Here is a 16,767-nt window from a genome sequence, read left to right on the forward strand (position 1 = left end):
GGGATTTATCATGAAAATTAGTGAAAATTGGTTAAATGAATGGGTCAATAACGATTTGACTACCGATGAATTAATGGCGCAATTAACCATGCTAGGCTTGGAAGTTGATGGCGTTGAGCCTGCAGCCGGTGTGTTTTCAAATGTGGTGGTTGCAGAAATCATTTCTTGTGAGAAGCACCCTGATGCTGACAAACTGAAAGTCTGTCAAGTGAATGCGGGCACTGAAACGGTACAAATCGTTTGTGGTGCGCCTAATGCCAGAACAGGGTTGAAAACTGCTTTGTCACAAATTGGTGCCGTGTTGCCTGGCAATTTTAAAATCAAAAAATCAAAATTGCGTGGTGTGGAATCTCATGGCATGTTGTGTTCTGAAGTTGAATTGGGACTGAGTCAAGAATCAGATGGCATCATTGAGTTACCTGCAGATGCACCAGTGGGTGCTGATGTGGCTGAATACTTACAAACGGCGGATCAAATCATTGATATTGACCTGACCCCTAATCGTGCTGATTGTTTTTGTATCAGTGGTGTGGCTCGTGAAGTGGCAGCAATGAATGGCTTGACACAAACGCCGCCTTGCATTGATGTGGTTACAGAAAGCATTTCTGATCAAGTCAATGTTCAAATGAAAGCTGTTGAACAATGTCCAGTTTATATCAGTCGTGTGGTTAAAGGCATTAATAACCAAGCGGTAACCCCGCTGTGGATGAAAGAAAAATTACGTCGTACAGGTGTTAAGTCAATCCATCCAGTGGTTGATGTTACCAATTTTGTGATGATGGAATTAGGGCAACCCATGCATGCTTTTGATAAAAGCAACATTGAAGGTGACTTGGTTGTGCGCATGGCGAAAAAAGATGAAGGATTGGTGTTGTTGGACGAATCAGAAGCCAAGTTGACTCCAGAATTCATCGTGATTGCGGATGAGAAAAAAGCTTTGGCAGTTGCTGGTGTCATGGGTGGGTTGCACAGTGGTGTAACAGCCGAAACAAAAGACATTGTTTTAGAATCGGCATATTTTGATCCTGCAACCATCATGGGCAAATCAAGAAAGTTGGGTGTGCATACAGAATCGGCTTTACGCTTTGAACGTGGTGTCGATGTCGCATTACAAGCCCAAGCGATGGCGCGTGCTACTCAATTAATTGTTGAAATTTGTGGTGGTGAAGTCGCACCAATGAATGTCAATGTTGATGAAGCCAATGTGCCTGCAAGTCAGACCATCACTTTAACTGCTGTAAAATTAAAACGCGTATTGGGTTTTGATGTTGCAGATGAAAGGGTGACTGCAATTTTTGAAGGTTTGGGTTTGGTGACAACATTTGATAATGACACTTGGACAGTCGAAACACCCAGTTGGCGTTTTGATTTGGCCATTGCAGAAGACTTGATTGAAGAGGTCGTGCGAGTGGTTGGTTATGATCAAATGCCAGCCTTGCGGTTACATTCGACTGACGCCATTCGCGTCATTCCAGAACAAATGCGACAAGACAAGCAAATCAAAGCGCATTTAGCTGACTTGGGTTATCAAGAAGTCATCAACTATGCTTTTGTTCCAGAAAAGCAATTACAAGATTTAGGCGTGGCAGACGGTGGTATTGCTTTAGCCAATCCGTTAAACAAAGACATGGCTGTCATGCGCACACAATTGTTGGGTGGTGTGCTTCAAAATATCAAATCAAACTTGGCCCGTCAAAGCGGTGATTTGTCATTGTTTGAGATGGGTAAAGTGTTTGTTGAAAACAAGGCTATTCAACAAAAAGATTATTTGTTGATGGCACGTTGTGGTATGAATCGTCCTGAGCAATGGGGCGAAGCCAGTAGAAAAGTTGACTTTTATGACATGAAAGGCGAAGTGGAATCGTTACTTGGAAAAACCGCTTTGTTATTTGAAGTCAGTGAAGAAAAATATTTACACCCGGGCAGGCAAGCTCAAGTAACTTCTGAAGGTGAGGTTTTGGGTTATGTTGGACAAGTTCACCCCAGTATATGTCAAAAATTAAAAATCAAACAAGACGTGTTGGTTGCGGTGTTTGACGTGGCAGCCATTAAATCCATCAGTTTGCCACAATGGGAAGCGGTGTCTAAATTTCCTTCAGTAAGACGCGATTTGTCAATTATGGTAAAAGAGGATGTGACTTGGTACGACGTTCAATCTGCTGTTAGAAAAGCACTTGGTGCTGATGTTGGCGTGATGAAAGACTTGAGTTTATTTGACGTCTATCAGGGTGAGCACATTGAAAGTGGATGTAAAAGTCTGGCCATGGCACTGATTTTTCAAGAAAATAATCGCACTTTAGAAGATAAAGAAGTGGACAATCTGCTATCAAAAGCGGTATCCTATTTGACAGAACATCTGAATGCGGAATTGAGAACATGACCGAAACGATAACAAAGACCGATTTAGCGGAAGTTTTGTATATGGAAGTTGGCTTAAACAAACGTGAAGCCAGCGAATTTGTCACGGCGTTTTTTGATACCATCAAAGAACAGCTGCTGGCAGGGCATGGTGTTAAGTTATCTGGATTCGGAAACTTTGAATTAAGAGATAAGAAATCAAGACCTGGAAGAAACCCCAAAACATTGGAAGAAATTCCAATCACAGCCAGAAGGGTTGTGGCGTTTAAACCAGGCCAAAAACTGAGAAGTACCATAGAGACCTATGCTGGATCAAGGCCACAATAAAACCCTGCCACCCATTCCTGCTAAGCGTTACTTCACCATTGGTGAAGTGAGCACTTTGTGTGACGTTAAGCAGCATGTGTTGCGCTATTGGGAAAATGAATTCGATAACCTAAACCCGGTTAAACGGCGTGGTAATCGCCGCTACTATCAGCGTAATGATGTGATGATGATTCGTCAAATTCGAAGTTTGTTATATGATCACGGCTACACCATCAATGGTGCCAAACAAAAGTTATCTGGTGAAGTGCCTGAAAAAGAAGCAAGTAAATCTTATCAAGTGATTCAACAAACTCGAATTGAGTTGGAAGAAATTTTAGATTTATTAAAATAAGCAATTGATTTTTTCTGCTTTGTGTTAAAATACGCGACCCAATTAGGCGCTGGCTTAATTGGGTTTTTTTATGTCGGAACGTAGCGCAGCTTGGTAGCGCACCACAATGGGGTTGTGGGGGTCGGAGGTTCAAATCCTCTCGTTCCGACCAAATTTATTTAAATTTTTGATCATCCTTCTGTTCTTTGTAAATTCATACTAAAACTACGCTATTCTTAGCATTCGGCCCGCTTTTTGATAACTTTTAATAATAAAGTTTGCATATTTTTCAATAATACCTATACTTGCCTCCCAGAAGAATTGACCAAGTAGTTAATGTCCAAGTGGTATTGAATATGATTGAGGTTTTATTTTTCCATTTTTTATTTTGTGTTGTTCTTTAAAATTAAAGTCCGCACAGATAAGTTTTTAAATTTTTATATTGAGATACACCATGTCAGAAAGAGTTACCGGCACAGTCAAGTGGTTTGACGAGTCAAAAGGGTTTGGATTTTTAGAGCAACAAGGCGGCAAAGACGTCTTCGCACATTTTTCAGCTATTGTTAATGATAACGATGGATTCAGAACTTTGACCGAAGGTCAAGCAGTTGAATTCGCAGTTGTAGATGGACCAAAAGGCCCACAAGCTGCTGAAATCAAAGTAATCTAAATTCTAGTTTACTGAATTCATGAAAGGTTGGTTACGCAAGTAACCAACCTTTTTTTGTGGGATAAAGAAAAGTACACAGCTGCGTGATATAATGCGCGCGATTTAAGTTTCTTAGAAAATTTTGGAGATCCCAATGAAAGCACCTGTAAGAGTCGTCGTCACTGGCGCAGCCGGTCAAATCGGTTATCAATTGTTGTTCCGTATAGCAGCTGGCAACATGTTAGGTCCAGATCAACCTGTTATTTTGCACTTATTAGAAATTCCACCTGCCATGAATGCTGTTCAAGGTGTTGTAATGGAATTAGAGGACTGTGCATTCCCATTGTTACATGGTGTTGTGGCAACTGATGATGCCAATGTGGCCTTTAAAGATGCTAACTATGCTTTGTTAGTAGGTGCTATGCCACGTGGTCCAGGTATGGAGCGAAGTGATTTGTTGCAAGCCAATGCCAAGATTTTTTCGGTACAAGGTAAAGCGATGAATGACCATGCATCAAAAGACATTAAAGTTTTGGTGGTGGGTAATCCTGCCAATACCAATGCACTGATTGCTCAACAAAATGCACCAGACATTAATCCTGCACAGTTCACGGCCATGACACGCTTGGATCATAACCGAGCTTTGGCTCAATTGTCTGGTAAATTAGATGTGCAAACCAATGACATCAAAAAAATGACCATTTGGGGCAACCACTCATCTACACAATATCCAGATGTCTCACAAGTTTTGATCAACGGTGAAGCCATGAGCGACGTCGATCAAGATTGGTATGTTAATGATTTCATTCCAACAGTTCAACAACGTGGTGCTGCCATCATTAAAGCACGTGGTGCTTCATCTGCAGCTTCTGCGGCTTCTTCTGCTATTGACCACATGCGAAATTGGGCATTAGGTACAAACGAAGGTGACTGGGTTTCTATGGCGATTCCAAGTGATGGCAGTTACGGTATAGCACCTGGTATCATCTTCTCATACCCTGTGACTTGTGCTAATGGCACATATACCATTGTTCAAGATTTACCAGTTAATGAGTTTTCACAAAGTCGCATCGATGCAACTGAAGAAGAGTTGCGCGAAGAGCGAGCTGCGGTTGAGCATTTGTTCTAAATAAATTCTCTTCAAGGCAATTTGAGGCCGCTTAATGCGGCCTTTTTTTTATGTGTAAGCTTTTTTGTAAAGATTAAAATTGTGATAGTATGAAATGGCTTGATATCCCGACCTGATAATGAATGAATTAGTAAAAACTGAAAGTGTTTTATTCCAAGATTTAATTAACAAATCTGTTATGTCTTGGTTGGTTTTTAGTTCTATGGGTTTGCTCATGGTATTTTTACGTTCTGAGATCACAGGATGGGGTGTAAGAGAAACTATTCAGGCTGTACTCTGGATTGCCACTTTGTTTTTGGGGGTGTTTAAAGATAAATTAACTGTACGTTTTAAAGCTGGATCTATGGCTATGATGCTTGGCGTGCTTGCATTACTTGGTGTTTATACTCTGGGTGTTTTTGCCGCTTCGATGCATTTCATTCCTTTGATTGGAATTTTACTTTTGTTGTTTTTCCCAAGTGTGATTGCAGAAAAATATTATTTAATCATTTTATTTTTCATGTCAATTGCTGGTTTATTGTTTGTTTCAATGTGGATTGAGCCCTCATTTGATGCCAATTTATTGATTTCTAGCTGGGAACATTGGGTCATTGTTATGATGTGCTTTATATTTTTTATTTACTTCACAACTTCTGCACTCTTGTTATATAAAAAAAGATTGGTATCGTTATTAACCCATTTAGAAGCCCAAAATCGTCGACTCAAAGATACCAGTTATATTGATGCCATGACGGGATTGCCTCTGTTAGAAAGGGGAGAGCAGTTATTTGAAGCGCAAATTACTGAGTGGAAAGCAAACGGTGATCAAGTGGCTGTTATGTATTTGGATTTGGATCAATTTAAAGTTATCAATGAGGTTTATGGGCATGAAATAGGTGATTGGTGCATCAAAGAAGTATCTTCTCGTTTAGAGGTAATGATGACTGATTGTGGTTTTGTGATGCGTGTGGGCAGTGATGAATTTTTAGTTGTGTATTATGGATTTGATTTAAAAATGCATGCCGTTTCATGGGCTACAAAAATGTTGTCAGAAATTCAAGCGCCCGTCATACTGAATCATGTTAATTTAAAATTAAACAGCAGTATCGGCATTTCTTTCTATCCTGAAGATGGAGATACACTGAGCGCATTAAGGAGAAAAGCTGATTTGGCCATGTACCGGGCTAAAGTTGATGAAAACTTGTCTATATCGACATACAAAAGTGCTACAACCTAGACAGTAACTTCAATATAATGGGGCTTTTGATTTGAGGTCTCCAAATGATCAGTGCAAACATACCGCAAACACCTGCGGTCATTAATGAACCCGTAAGAAACTACATACCAGGCAGTGAAGAGGTCTTGTCTTTACAGCTAAAAATGGATGAAATGGCAGCTGAAGTGTTGGACATTCCCTGTATTATTAATGGTCAAGAAGTTCGCACTGGCCGGACAGAAGCTGTAGTTATGCCTCATAACCATCAACATGTCTTAGCAAACGCCCATTTGGCAGGCAAAGATGAGTTGAATGCAGCGGCAGATGCAGCAGTTGCAGCACAGGCTAAGTGGCAATCACTGCCATGGCAGTCACGTGCAGCTGTTTTCTTGAAGGCTGCAGATTTATTAGAAGGCCCTTACCGCAATGAAATCAACGCGGCCACCATGCATGGTCAATCTAAAAATGTTTTTCAAGCAGAAATTGATTCGGCTTGTGAGTTGATTGATTTTTTGCGTTTCAATGCAAAATTTTATGAACAAATCATGTCACAACAACCGGTTTCATCAGCGGGTGTTTGGAATCAACTGGATTGGCGTCCATTGGAAGGTTTTGTTTTAGCCATCACACCATTTAATTTCACCGCCATTGCAGGTAATCTACCAGCAACACCAGCGATGTTAGGTAATACTGTGGTTTGGAAACCATCAGGTACTCAAATGTATTCAGCGCACGTCATCATGAAGGTGTTTATGGAAGCAGGGCTTCCTGATGGTGTGATTAATATGGTAGCAGCCAATGGCCCTGATGCGGGTGCAGCTTTGTTACCACGTCCAGAATTGGCTGGTGTGCATTTCACAGGTTCAACACCAACATTCCAACACATATATGCTGAAGTAGGCGGTAACATTTCACGTTACAACAGTTACCCACGTTTGGTGGGTGAAACAGGGGGTAAAGACTTTGTTTTTGCACATGAGTCTGCCAATCCCATAGCGGTTGCTACTGCTTTGTCTCGTGGTGCTTTTGAGTACCAAGGTCAAAAATGTTCAGCGGCTTCTCGTGCCTACATCCCCTCATCGATGTGGCCTGAAGTAAAGGCACAACTGTCGACTGATTTGGCGAGTTTTAAAATGGGCAGCACACGTGACTTTTCAAACTTCATTAATGCTGTCATTGATGAACGCTCTTTTGACAAAATCAAAACCTACATAGATTACGCACAGGCAGCTGACGATGCAGAAGTCATCATTGGCGGCACTTGTGATAAAACCACAGGTTATTTTGTTGAGCCTACCGTAATTCTCACCACAGACCCTAATTTTAAAACCATGAGTGAGGAAATTTTTGGTCCCGTCTTAACCATTTTTGTCTATGATGAAAAAGATTTTGAAGCGACATTGGACTTGTGTGATCAAGGTTCAGCTTATGCGTTAACGGGTGCCATCTTTGCACAAGACCGTTACATGATCAATCACATGGCTGATCGTTTGCGTTATGCTGCAGGTAATTTTTATGTCAATGACAAGCCAACTGGGGCTGTAGTTGGGCAACAACCTTTCGGTGGTGGGCGTGCCTCAGGTACCAATGACAAAGCGGGTAGTGCTTTGAATTTGTACCGTTGGTTGTCTCCAAGAACAATCAAAGAAACGTTTGTTACGCCAATAGATTATCGTTACCCATTCCTTGGTTAATAGAAAGTGGAAACAAAAAAGGCGTCAAAAGGCGCCTTTTTTTATGGTTTTTTATTTACCTGAATCAATCAAACATCAAATTTTTTAAGCATCTCGTAGTCAATAACTATGTCTTGTTCTTGGATGCTAAAATCACCCGATTCCATTTCCTTGATGTACCGTTTCAAGGCAGTGATGCCAACAGGGAAAGCCAGTTCATCCCAAGGTATGTCTTCAGGTGCGAATAATTGGGCATCGGAGGTTTCTGCACCCGCACCAAAGTGAGGGTGGGCTAATTCACCTCGAAAATAAACATGCACCTGGTTTCTTTGAACGATGTTGTAAACGCCAAACAAGGTCACATTTTTTAAATCAGCCAAAACTTCTTCTTTGACCTCTCTGATGGCACCAGTTCTGGTGGCTTCACCATTTTCCATAAAGCCTGCTGGTACATTCCAACAACCAATTCTTGGTGCAATGGTACGCTTACCTAATAATATCTTTCCATCATGTTCAATGATACAAGCATTCACGATTTTGGGGTTTTGGTACTGTATGTGACCACATTGGGTGCATACCGCTCTGGGTTTGTCATCACCTTCAGGGATGCTTTGTTCTGATGTGGCACCACAAAGGTTGCAAAAATTAATCTCCATAAAATCTCCTTAAGCCCAATACTTCATAGAATCCACAATTCTTAAATAAGATTCGAACCGGTTATTTTTAATTTTACCTTGCTTTACAGCGAGTTCAATCGCACACCCAGGTTCATGTATGTGTGTACAATTACTGAATTTGCATTGTCCCATAAAATCATCGAAATCTATAAAACCTGCCGCAATTTCATGGGCCTCCATAGACCACAATCCATATTCCCATACGCCGGGTGAATCAATAATATTGGCATTCAACGTGCTGTCATGGTACATCTGAGTGACGCTGGTGGTGTGTGCACCCTTACCTGTTTTGTCAGACAACTTGCCTGTTTTTAATTTCACTTCAGGCATCATTAACTCTGTTAAAGAAGATTTGCCGACGCCCGATTGACCAGCCAAAATGGTGGTCTTATCAGCTAACTGTCTTTTTAAATCAACCACGGTTGATGGGTCTTGGTTATATGTCTTAAATGTCAAATACCCCAGTTTTTCATATTGATTGATGGTGTTTACAAAGAACAAAGGATCCATATCAGATTTATTGAACACCAACAATGGTGTGATGCCTTCTTTCTCAGCCACCACCAAATAACGATTTAAAATGTCTCTAGTGGGTTCAGGTTTGACAGCCATGACAATCATGATTTGATCGACATTGGCAGCAATGTGTTGTTTTCTTCCTCGACTGTCTGCCCGACAAAAGCTGTTGAATCGTTTGTTAATCCTTGTGATTCTGAATTCGCTTTTTAAGTGTTCGACCTCAACCTCATCACCGCATATTGGTTTGAGTTTTCTAGGGAAAAAGGCAGAAATGGCTTGATGATTTTCTGTATGAATCATGCTGGCGGTATTTTTTTGTGTCGAAGTGACGCGGTAAGTTTCAGTCATCAGGCCATTTTAGACTAAAATAGACTTTTTTATGCAGGAAATAATGCCATGGACAAGAAGTCGCATTTGATTTGGATTGATTTAGAAATGACTGGATTGAATCCGATGAAGGACAAAATCATTGAAATCGCCACCATAGTCACTGACAAAGACCTTAATACCATTGCTGAAGGTCCGTCATTAGCAGTTCATCAGCCTGAAAGTGTGTTAGAAGCTATGGATGATTGGAATACCGAGCATCACAGTAATTCTGGCTTGTGGGATAGGGTGGTTTCTTCAGATATCGGCTTAAAAGATGCTGAAGCCATGACGATTGAATTTTTACAAGAACATGTGGACATCCATACGTCACCCATGTGTGGAAACAGTATTTGCCAAGACAGGCGTTTTTTAGCCAAATGGATGCCTAAATTAGAAAACTTTTTTCATTATCGACAAGTGGATGTCAGCAGCATCAAGGAATTGATCAGGCGTTGGAATCCGCAATTGTTAGAAGGGTTCAGTAAAAGTGGACAGCATTTAGCACTGGCAGACATTCAAGAGTCTATTAAAGAGTTGGCTTATTACCGCCAGTTTATGGGTGAAATATCAGGATTGAAATAACCCAAGCAATCAGCACCCCGCGCAAGTCGGGGTGCCCATTAATCTTATTCGCTTAAGTTGGCTTCAATAACTGCTTTCAGTGATTTTTCTGTCACAGGTTTGACCAAATATTCTTTGGCACCTTGTCTCATGCCCCAAACACGATCAGTTTCGAGTTTCTTCGTAGTGACGATAACAATGGGGATGTGCGCTGTGCGTTCATCTTTGCTGATTTTTCTGGTGGCTTGGAAACCATTCAGGTCAGGCATCACCACGTCCATCAAAATCAAATCAGGCAACTGCTCTCTGGCTATCTGAATGCCCTCTTTACCATTTTCAGTCAAAATGGTTTCATGGCCCAGCTTTTCAACAATTTTTTGCATGCCGTACAATTGAGAAGGAGAGTCATCTATGATTAATATTCTTGCCATAATTATTTTGGTATTTAACTTGTTAGTTATCTTAAAGAATATTGCAGAAAAAAGCAAAATAATGTTTTTTTAAAGACGTTTGTGTTTATGTCGCTCAACAAGGGTGAGATTCAGTGAAGGCAGAAAAGTATTGTGCTTTGGCGATGGTGTGCAAACATTGCCAATAATTGTCACAACAAATGGCCATAACGACCATTTGTTGTGTAAAAAAATATTTATTTAGTTAATCCGATCTCTTTCAGGCGTTGGTTCAAAAAATCACCGGCTGTGATGTCTTCATATTTGGCACCATTGCCTTTGCATGAAGGAATGCAACTGAGCATGGCATTAGAATGTGGGTGACAAAAGAAAGGCATCGAGTAACGTGCACTGGTGTCGTTTATAGGGTTAACCACGCGGTGTGTTGTTGCAGGAATGACTTCATTACAAATTCGAGACAACATGTCGCCAGAATCGACCACAATTTGTCTGGGCGTACTGTCAACAGCCAACCATTTGCCATCACGATCCAGTAATTCCAGGCCACTTTCTGTGGCTCCAACCAGTAAAGTAATTAAATTGATGTCTTCATGGGCTGCGGCTCGCAAAGAGCCGGGCAGTGCAAACTCAGTCATTGGTGGGTAGTGTATGGCGCGTAAAATTGAATTGCCGTTTTCTGTCATTTGAGCAAAATAATCCTGAGGTACATCCAATGCGGTGGCCAAAGAACGGAACATCGCCAAAGCTGTTCGGTCTAATTGCTCATATAAGGCATAGGTGTTTTGATGGAAGTTCGCGATCTCTTCAGGCACCACATTGTCACCGTATTCTGCATACAATGGGTGGTCTTTAGCTACATTTCTTCCCACGTGCCAAAATTCTTTTAAATCTGGCTTGTCATTGTTTTTGGCATGTTCTTGTAACATGGGCACATAACCACGGCGGCCACCATCGTGGATGTTGTACTTTTGTTTGACTGCTGTTGGCAGTGCAAAGAAATCCTTAAAGATTTGGTAGTTGGTGTCAACCAAGTCAAAATCAAAGTCATGGGGGTTCAACACGATAAAACCGTAATCGACCAAGCCGTTATAAAAGTTATCAACAAATCGTTGTTTTTCTAATTCGGTACCCTCTAGGTAGTCAATCAAGTTTAACTCGGGGACTTTGCGTACTTCGCTGCTCATTGTTGTTGTCTCTTTAAATTCAAAGTAATTTTATTGTTTGGTGCTGACTGTTGTGAATCAGATTGCCATTGTTTGTCTTCTATGGCGCCGCTCATGCTGATGATGGCTGATAATTCAACGGTTTCAAATTGGCTGAGCAAACGGTTACCTTGTAGGCTGTCGCTGTCAGATAGTGAAATGGTGACTGGCCATTGAAATGGTCCATTTGTTTTCTTAGCGGCTATGGGCATCGGCATACCATCAGTAGATTTAGCAAAGACAAACAAAGTGGCTTCATCAGGGATCTGCTTTCCAAAGACTTCTATGTTGTACAGTGCGGGCTCAGCAGCAGCTTTCGTTTCTGAGCTGACCAATGCGTTTTTCCCTTGTGCTTCACGGGCTTGATTAACTTGTTTAAGTAGTGTGTTTCGTATACCCGGGCTGTCAACCATGGCCAATAAATCGGTCCAAAGCGTTTCAGCTGCCGCAAATTGTTGTTGTTCATACAGCACAATACCATACAGCCACATGGCCTTTTGGTGTTTGGGGTTCAGTTCAATGGCTTGGGCCAATAAGTCACTGGGCTGTCCTAAAAAGCTGCCTGTGTTGTTTCGGAAAGCCACTGCTTCGGCCCATTCTGTCAGGATGGCTGCATCATTGGGCTGCAATTGGTTGGCTTTTTCATAGGCCTTTGCCGCGACATCATAGCGCTTCATCGCTACCATGCTTTGTGCATATAACAATTGGCCTTGGATATCATCTGGGTTTTCTGCCAGTTTTTGTTCCAATTGTTTAATGGCAGATGCCAAATCCGGTGTTTGACCTTGGGTGTTGGTGGCCGATTGTGTGATTTCTGGAGCGTGTTGGTTATCAAACCACAAAGCTTGGAATAACAAAGCAACAGGCGTGATTAACAAAATGGCAAGAAGTAAACCCTTGTGCTTGGCTTGAGGGGCTTGATTAACGCGTGACAGTGCTTCGAGCAAAACCTGTTTGTCTTCACCCGGAGATTGTAACTGCTTTAATAACCAAGACTTTTGATCCTGGCGTTGTTGTGGTAACCAAAAAGCATAGCAAAGGGCACTGACAGACAGGCCGATTAAAAGGTACCAAATCATTTCAGTCATGCTGTGTTCTCCTGATTTTGAAAACCAATATGCCACCACCAATCAACAACAAAACCAAAGGCGAAAGCCACAAGAACAACGTGCTGGCATTCAAGGGTGGCTCATAACTGACAAACTCACCATAACGATCTATCATGTATTGTGTGATTTCATCTTTACTTTTGCCCTCCATGACAAAAGCCGCAACCTTGTCTTTCAAGTCGGTGGCTAAGCCAGCATCAGAATCAGCCAAATTTTGGTTTTGACAAACCAAACAGCGAAGCTCCTTGGTTACATCTTGGTACAAAGCTTCCTGAGCTTCATTTTCAAAAGGATAAACTTCAATCGCAAGCGCCGATCCACAAAAAAGTGTTAAGCCCAAACAAAGTGACAATAATTTCATCATTTCAATTCCTCAATCAAAGGCATCAGTTCATTTTGAATGATTTCTGGCGTCAGGTTACCCACCAATTTATAGCGAATCACACCCGCCTGATCAATCAAAAAATTCTCAGGCGCACCATAAACACCAAAGTCAATAGCCACATCACCTTTGAGATCGACCAAAATTTCATCATAAGGGTTACCAAACTGCTTTAACCAACGGTCGGCATCAACAAATTCATCTTTCCAATTAAAACCGATCACTTTGACCACGCCAGACTCGGCCAGTTGTGTGACCACAGGGTGTTCAACTCGACAACTGGGACACCAAGAACCAAACACATTCATCAGCCAGACTTCACCTTCGAAATCTTTTGGGGTCAGTGTTTTGTTACTGTAAAGGGTGTTCAATTTAAAATTTGGAACAGCTTTACCAACCAGTGGAGAAGGCAATCGCTCTGAGTGAGTGCCCATGTTGACATAAAGCAGCACAATCAAAGTGACAAACACGCTCAGAGGCAAAACGGCAAAAAGTATTTTTTTCATTTCAGTTCCAAAGCCTCACTCATCAAACGATCATGTTGTTGACGTTCGGCTCGTTTGATGCGTGCACTGAACAAAGCGATTAACGCACCAGATAACATCAAAATACCGCCAAACCACATCCAACGGATGAAGGGTTTAATGTAAATACGAACGGCCCAAGCACCTTGGTCATTTACCTGTTCTCCGAGAGAGACATAAATATCTCGTGTGAATCCTGGGTAAATACTGGCTTCAGTCATTGGGTTTTGTTGTTTTGGATAATGGCGTTTTTGAGGACGCAAGGTATCAATGACTGTGTTGTCTTGGGATACGATGACCTGACCTTGTTGGGCTCGGTAATTTTCCTGTTCAACCCATTGAACGCCTTTGAACTCAAAAGACAAGTCATTCAATTCAATCACTTGACCCGGCTTCATTAACACGTCTTTTTCGGTATCTGCATGTTCGACCATCGACATGCCAAATAAAAACATGGCCACGCCCCAATGTGCCACCGTCATGCCAATGAAGCTGGCATTTTTCTTACCACGGTGTTTGATCAGTTGGCCTGTGGTGGCGACAAAAACCCAAAATGCACCCAAGATGCCTATCGAACCTCGAACATTCAAATCACCGACAAGCCAAATAACCAAGCCAGTCAAAATCAATGTCATAACAAAATAAGGCATCAATTCACGTAAGCCTGCTTTCAATGAACCTTTGTGCCAACGAATTTGTGTACCTAATGGCAATAACATGGCCATAGGAATCATGATCAAAAAGAACATCAAACCGAAATAGGGCGCACCAACAGATATTTTCTGGCCCATGGCTTCGAAAATCATCGGGAAAATGGTGCCAAGTAATACAGTAAAAGTAGCGACTATAAAAATCAGAGAGTTACACAACAACATGAATTCTTTAGAATCAAAATGGACAGATTCAGTTGATTTTAATTTATTGGCTCGCCAAGCGAACAAGGTCAACGCACCACCTGCAAACAGGGTTAACAAACCCAATATAAACAGACCACGCGTGGGGTCTGCTGCAAAGCTGTGAACTGATGTGATGCTGCCTGAGCGCACCAAAAATGTACCCAATACACTCAAAGAAAATGCAGTGATGGCGAGTAAAACAGTCCAGCCACGAAATGCATTTTTACGTTCGCTGACTGCTTGTACATGTATCAAGGCGGTGCCGGCAAGCCACGGTAAAAATGAGGCATTCTCAACCGGATCCCAAAACCACCAGCCGCCCCAGCCGAGTTCATAATAGGCCCACCAGCTGCCTAATATAATGCCCATGGTCAAAAAGGCCCAAGCCAAGTTGGTCCATTTGCGAGACCAACGAATCCAATGTTCATCAATTTTGCCACCGATTAAAGCCGCCACCGACAAAGCGAAAGCCACTGACAAGCCCACATAGCCGAAATACAACAATGGTGGATGAACTATCATGCCGAAATCTTGCAACAAGGGGTTCAAGTCATTGCCATCAAAGGGGGCAGGGAAAGTGCGTTCAAAGGGGTTGGATGTGAATAAAATAAAGGCAATGAATCCAGCTGTTATGATGCCCAATACAGACAGCACACGAGCAATTTCATCAAGTTTCAATCCTTTGCTGAATTTAGCCACAGCGGCGACCCACAAGGCCTGAATCGTAATCCACATCAAGATTGAGCCTTCATGTGCGCCCCACGTGGCCGTGATGCGGTAGCGCAAAGGCAATGTCAGTGACGAATGCTTCCAAACATAAGTCACAGTAAAATCTTGTAAGACAAACAAGGCAATCAATATCAAAAAAGATATGAACACGACGATAAACAGCACATAAGCCAAAGGTTTCGCCAGTTGCATCCAAGTGGTGTTGTCTTTGGCATAGGCCACCATTGGCACTATGGCCAGTAACAAGGCCAGGACAAAGGCAACAATCAAATTAAATTGTCCGATATTGGCTAACATCAGTAGCTTGCTCCTTCTTTGTCTTCTGACTTCGCCGCCGCTTTTTTGCCAGCCTCTAATGCTGCAGCAGCTTCAGGGGGCATGTAGTTTTCATCATGTTTTGCTAACACTTCTTCAGCGACAAACAGCTCACCAGTCTTCATGATGCCGATGGCCACTACACCTTGGCCTTCTCGGAACAAGTCTGGCAGGATGCCTTCGTATTCAACCGTGACGTCATGTTGGTGGTCGGTGACAACAAAAGTCGATTTCAAAGAATCTTCAGCTCGGGTTAAAGAGCCGTCTTTAACCATGCCGCCGATACGGAAGCTGCGTTGTTGTGGAAAATCACCTGCTGCAATTTCAGTTGGACTCTTGAAAAACATAATGTTTTCTTTGAATGCCAAAAGGAAAATGCCTGTGGCAATCGCAACGCCGACAAAAACCAATAAAATCAATAACAAACGTTTCTTTCTTGTGGGTGTCATGAGTTATGCTCCTGTTGACTGCTGGGTTTATTTATGGCTTGTTTGGCTTTGCGGTTTTTTGCTTTTTTGTGCATGGCTTTGACCTGCCGTTCCGCTTGTTTCTTCTTCAGCTGCAGACCCAAAAAGTCATAAGCCATGATGACAAAAAAACAGGCCATTGAGCCCCAGACGTAAAATTCATAACCACCCATGTGGAATAATTCAGACATTATTGTCTCCTTTTTCGGTGGTTTGAGACACTTTTAAAGCATCAGCTATCCACTGTTTTTTGGCTTCTGTTTTTAATAAGTAACTGCGTGCACGGTGAAGTACCGAATACCCGTAATAAAATTTGGTTGCCAAAGCCATGACTAATAACGGCCTCAACATGTCCCAATCTTTGATGCCCGAACCGCCAGTCAAACTGACACTTGAGCCTTGGTGGATGCTTGACCACCAATAAACTGAGTAGTGAATGATGGGTAAGTTGACCAAGCCAATGATGGCAACCAGGGCTGTTAAGCGTGCGGCCTTGCGCGGTTCATCATCAAAAGCGGCGTACATGGCCAGCACACCGATATACAAAAACAACAGAATCAGTTCTGACGTCATGCGCGCATCCCAATCCCAGTAAGTTCCCCACATTGGCTTGCCCCAAAGCATTCCGGTGACCAAACAAATAACCGTGAAAGCCGCACCAATGGGCGCTGAGGCAATCATCACAGCTTCGGCCACTTTCATGCGCCAGACGTAAGCCATGATGGCTGCAACGCCCATCATCGCATAGATAAACATGCTCATCCATGCCGCCGGTACGTGTACAAACATGATGCGGTAAGAATCTTTTTGTTGGTAATCAGTGGGTGCAAAAAACAAGCCATCGATCAAACCATAAGCGGTTAATCCCACAGCCAAAAGCAAAAATGGCAGAAGGAAATATCCTGCAATTCGGTAAAAGCTGGGTGGAGAACCCAGTTTGTGGTAAAGCTTTACTAATTTATTCAT

19 protein-coding genes and 1 tRNA gene are annotated in these 16,767 nt (G+C 42.2%); 9 read left to right on the plus strand and 11 right to left on the minus strand.

Annotated features, from left to right (window positions below):
* The first annotated feature begins 10 nt into the window (after nt 1–10).
* The 8 genes from pheT (at nt 11) to pruA (ending at nt 7,662) form a co-directional block, all read left to right on the plus strand.
* On the plus strand, nt 11–2,380 hold the full coding sequence (gene pheT / locus FET73_RS06675) for a phenylalanine--tRNA ligase subunit beta (protein ID WP_154223174.1): 2,370 nt from the start codon (nt 11–13) through the stop codon (nt 2,378–2,380).
* A complete protein-coding gene (locus FET73_RS06680) occupies nt 2,377–2,685 on the plus strand; it encodes an integration host factor subunit alpha (RefSeq protein WP_154223175.1) in 309 nt (102 codons plus the stop codon). Before pheT ends, FET73_RS06680 begins: the two co-directional genes overlap by 4 nt.
* Nucleotides 2,663–3,016: a MerR family transcriptional regulator gene (locus FET73_RS06685; RefSeq protein ID WP_154223176.1), complete on the plus strand. Its 354-nt coding sequence runs from the start codon at nt 2,663–2,665 to the stop codon at nt 3,014–3,016. The genes FET73_RS06680 and FET73_RS06685 overlap by 23 nt, the downstream gene beginning before the upstream one ends.
* Before the next feature lie 74 nt (nt 3,017–3,090).
* Nucleotides 3,091–3,167, plus strand: a tRNA-Pro gene (locus FET73_RS06690).
* Between the two features lie 282 nt (nt 3,168–3,449).
* Entirely contained in the window at nt 3,450–3,665 is a 216-nt protein-coding gene (locus FET73_RS06695) for a cold-shock protein (protein ID WP_154223177.1), read from the plus strand.
* 133 nt (nt 3,666–3,798) lie between these two features.
* Nucleotides 3,799–4,773: a malate dehydrogenase gene (locus FET73_RS06700; RefSeq protein ID WP_154223178.1), complete on the plus strand. Its 975-nt coding sequence runs from the start codon at nt 3,799–3,801 to the stop codon at nt 4,771–4,773.
* Nucleotides 4,774–4,891: 118 nt separating this feature from the next.
* Nucleotides 4,892–5,989, plus strand: a complete 1,098-nt coding sequence (locus tag FET73_RS06705; RefSeq protein WP_154223179.1) for a GGDEF domain-containing protein — start codon at nt 4,892–4,894, stop codon at nt 5,987–5,989.
* Between the two features lie 44 nt (nt 5,990–6,033).
* Nucleotides 6,034–7,662, plus strand: coding sequence for an L-glutamate gamma-semialdehyde dehydrogenase (gene pruA / locus FET73_RS06710; protein ID WP_154223180.1), 1,629 nt, complete (start codon nt 6,034–6,036; stop codon nt 7,660–7,662).
* 68 nt (nt 7,663–7,730) lie between these two features.
* Here pruA and FET73_RS06715 read toward each other — a convergent pair whose 3' ends face one another.
* Nucleotides 7,731–8,297, minus strand: coding sequence for an NUDIX hydrolase (locus FET73_RS06715; protein ID WP_154223181.1), 567 nt, complete (start codon nt 8,295–8,297; stop codon nt 7,731–7,733).
* Between the two features lie 9 nt (nt 8,298–8,306).
* Entirely contained in the window at nt 8,307–9,185 is an 879-nt protein-coding gene (rsgA, locus tag FET73_RS06720) for a ribosome small subunit-dependent GTPase A (protein ID WP_154223182.1), read from the minus strand.
* Nucleotides 9,186–9,233: 48 nt separating this feature from the next.
* Here rsgA and orn point away from each other — a divergent pair, with 48 nt between their 5' ends.
* A complete protein-coding gene (gene orn, locus FET73_RS06725) occupies nt 9,234–9,788 on the plus strand; it encodes an oligoribonuclease (protein WP_154223183.1) in 555 nt (184 codons plus the stop codon).
* A gap of 44 nt (nt 9,789–9,832) precedes the next feature.
* On the opposite strand, the gene FET73_RS06730 is transcribed toward orn, so the two are convergent.
* The 9 genes from FET73_RS06730 to FET73_RS06770 form a co-directional block, all read right to left on the minus strand.
* Nucleotides 9,833–10,198, minus strand: a complete 366-nt coding sequence (locus FET73_RS06730; RefSeq protein ID WP_154223184.1) for a response regulator — start codon at nt 10,196–10,198, stop codon at nt 9,833–9,835.
* 215 nt (nt 10,199–10,413) lie between these two features.
* Complete coding sequence (locus tag FET73_RS06735; RefSeq protein WP_154223185.1) at nt 10,414–11,361, minus strand: isopenicillin N synthase family dioxygenase; 948 nt, start codon at nt 11,359–11,361, stop codon at nt 10,414–10,416.
* A complete protein-coding gene (locus FET73_RS06740) occupies nt 11,358–12,467 on the minus strand; it encodes a tetratricopeptide repeat protein (protein ID WP_154223186.1) in 1,110 nt (369 codons plus the stop codon). The genes FET73_RS06735 and FET73_RS06740 overlap by 4 nt, the downstream gene beginning before the upstream one ends.
* Entirely contained in the window at nt 12,460–12,849 is a 390-nt protein-coding gene (locus tag FET73_RS06745) for a cytochrome c-type biogenesis protein (protein ID WP_154223187.1), read from the minus strand. The genes FET73_RS06740 and FET73_RS06745 overlap by 8 nt, the downstream gene beginning before the upstream one ends.
* A complete protein-coding gene (locus FET73_RS06750; protein WP_154223188.1) occupies nt 12,849–13,376 on the minus strand; it encodes a DsbE family thiol:disulfide interchange protein in 528 nt (175 codons plus the stop codon). The genes FET73_RS06745 and FET73_RS06750 overlap by 1 nt, the downstream gene beginning before the upstream one ends.
* A complete protein-coding gene (locus tag FET73_RS06755) occupies nt 13,373–15,316 on the minus strand; it encodes a heme lyase CcmF/NrfE family subunit (protein WP_154223189.1) in 1,944 nt (647 codons plus the stop codon). The genes FET73_RS06750 and FET73_RS06755 overlap by 4 nt, the downstream gene beginning before the upstream one ends.
* A complete protein-coding gene (ccmE, locus tag FET73_RS06760) occupies nt 15,316–15,783 on the minus strand; it encodes a cytochrome c maturation protein CcmE (RefSeq protein WP_154223190.1) in 468 nt (155 codons plus the stop codon). Before ccmE ends, FET73_RS06755 begins: the two co-directional genes overlap by 1 nt.
* Nucleotides 15,780–15,992, minus strand: a complete 213-nt coding sequence (gene ccmD, locus FET73_RS06765) for a heme exporter protein CcmD (protein WP_154223191.1) — start codon at nt 15,990–15,992, stop codon at nt 15,780–15,782. The genes ccmE and ccmD overlap by 4 nt, the downstream gene beginning before the upstream one ends.
* Nucleotides 15,985–16,767, minus strand: coding sequence for a heme ABC transporter permease (locus tag FET73_RS06770; RefSeq protein WP_154223192.1), 783 nt, complete (start codon nt 16,765–16,767; stop codon nt 15,985–15,987). Before FET73_RS06770 ends, ccmD begins: the two co-directional genes overlap by 8 nt.

Origin of the sequence: Marinicella rhabdoformis, from assembly GCF_009671245.1 — a bacterium.
GTDB classification, from domain to species: domain Bacteria; phylum Pseudomonadota; class Gammaproteobacteria; order Xanthomonadales; family Marinicellaceae; genus Marinicella; species Marinicella rhabdoformis.

Bases quoted from the DNA above. Each gene is read 5' to 3' on its own strand.
- pheT (WP_154223174.1), top strand. From the start codon at position 11: ATGAAAATTAGTGAAAATTGGTTAAATGAATGGGTCAATAACGATTTG.
- FET73_RS06705 (WP_154223179.1), top strand. From the start codon at position 4,892: ATGAATGAATTAGTAAAAACTGAAAGTGTTTTATTCCAAGATTTAATT.
- orn (WP_154223183.1), top strand. From the start codon at position 9,234: ATGGACAAGAAGTCGCATTTGATTTGGATTGATTTAGAAATGACTGGA.
- FET73_RS06740 (WP_154223186.1), bottom strand. From the start codon at position 12,467: ATGACTGAAATGATTTGGTACCTTTTAATCGGCCTGTCTGTCAGTGCC.
- FET73_RS06770 (WP_154223192.1), bottom strand. From the start codon at position 16,767: ATGAATAAATTAGTAAAGCTTTACCACAAACTGGGTTCTCCACCCAGC.
- FET73_RS06700 (WP_154223178.1), top strand. From the start codon at position 3,799: ATGAAAGCACCTGTAAGAGTCGTCGTCACTGGCGCAGCCGGTCAAATC.
- rsgA (WP_154223182.1), bottom strand. From the start codon at position 9,185: ATGACTGAAACTTACCGCGTCACTTCGACACAAAAAAATACCGCCAGC.
- FET73_RS06745 (WP_154223187.1), bottom strand. From the start codon at position 12,849: ATGAAATTATTGTCACTTTGTTTGGGCTTAACACTTTTTTGTGGATCG.
- pruA (WP_154223180.1), top strand. From the start codon at position 6,034: ATGATCAGTGCAAACATACCGCAAACACCTGCGGTCATTAATGAACCC.
- FET73_RS06735 (WP_154223185.1), bottom strand. From the start codon at position 11,361: ATGAGCAGCGAAGTACGCAAAGTCCCCGAGTTAAACTTGATTGACTAC.
- FET73_RS06685 (WP_154223176.1), top strand. From the start codon at position 2,663: ATGCTGGATCAAGGCCACAATAAAACCCTGCCACCCATTCCTGCTAAG.
- ccmD (WP_154223191.1), bottom strand. From the start codon at position 15,992: ATGTCTGAATTATTCCACATGGGTGGTTATGAATTTTACGTCTGGGGC.
- FET73_RS06750 (WP_154223188.1), bottom strand. From the start codon at position 13,376: ATGAAAAAAATACTTTTTGCCGTTTTGCCTCTGAGCGTGTTTGTCACT.
- FET73_RS06715 (WP_154223181.1), bottom strand. From the start codon at position 8,297: ATGGAGATTAATTTTTGCAACCTTTGTGGTGCCACATCAGAACAAAGC.
- FET73_RS06730 (WP_154223184.1), bottom strand. From the start codon at position 10,198: ATGGCAAGAATATTAATCATAGATGACTCTCCTTCTCAATTGTACGGC.
- FET73_RS06755 (WP_154223189.1), bottom strand. From the start codon at position 15,316: ATGTTAGCCAATATCGGACAATTTAATTTGATTGTTGCCTTTGTCCTG.
- FET73_RS06695 (WP_154223177.1), top strand. From the start codon at position 3,450: ATGTCAGAAAGAGTTACCGGCACAGTCAAGTGGTTTGACGAGTCAAAA.
- ccmE (WP_154223190.1), bottom strand. From the start codon at position 15,783: ATGACACCCACAAGAAAGAAACGTTTGTTATTGATTTTATTGGTTTTT.
- FET73_RS06680 (WP_154223175.1), top strand. From the start codon at position 2,377: ATGACCGAAACGATAACAAAGACCGATTTAGCGGAAGTTTTGTATATG.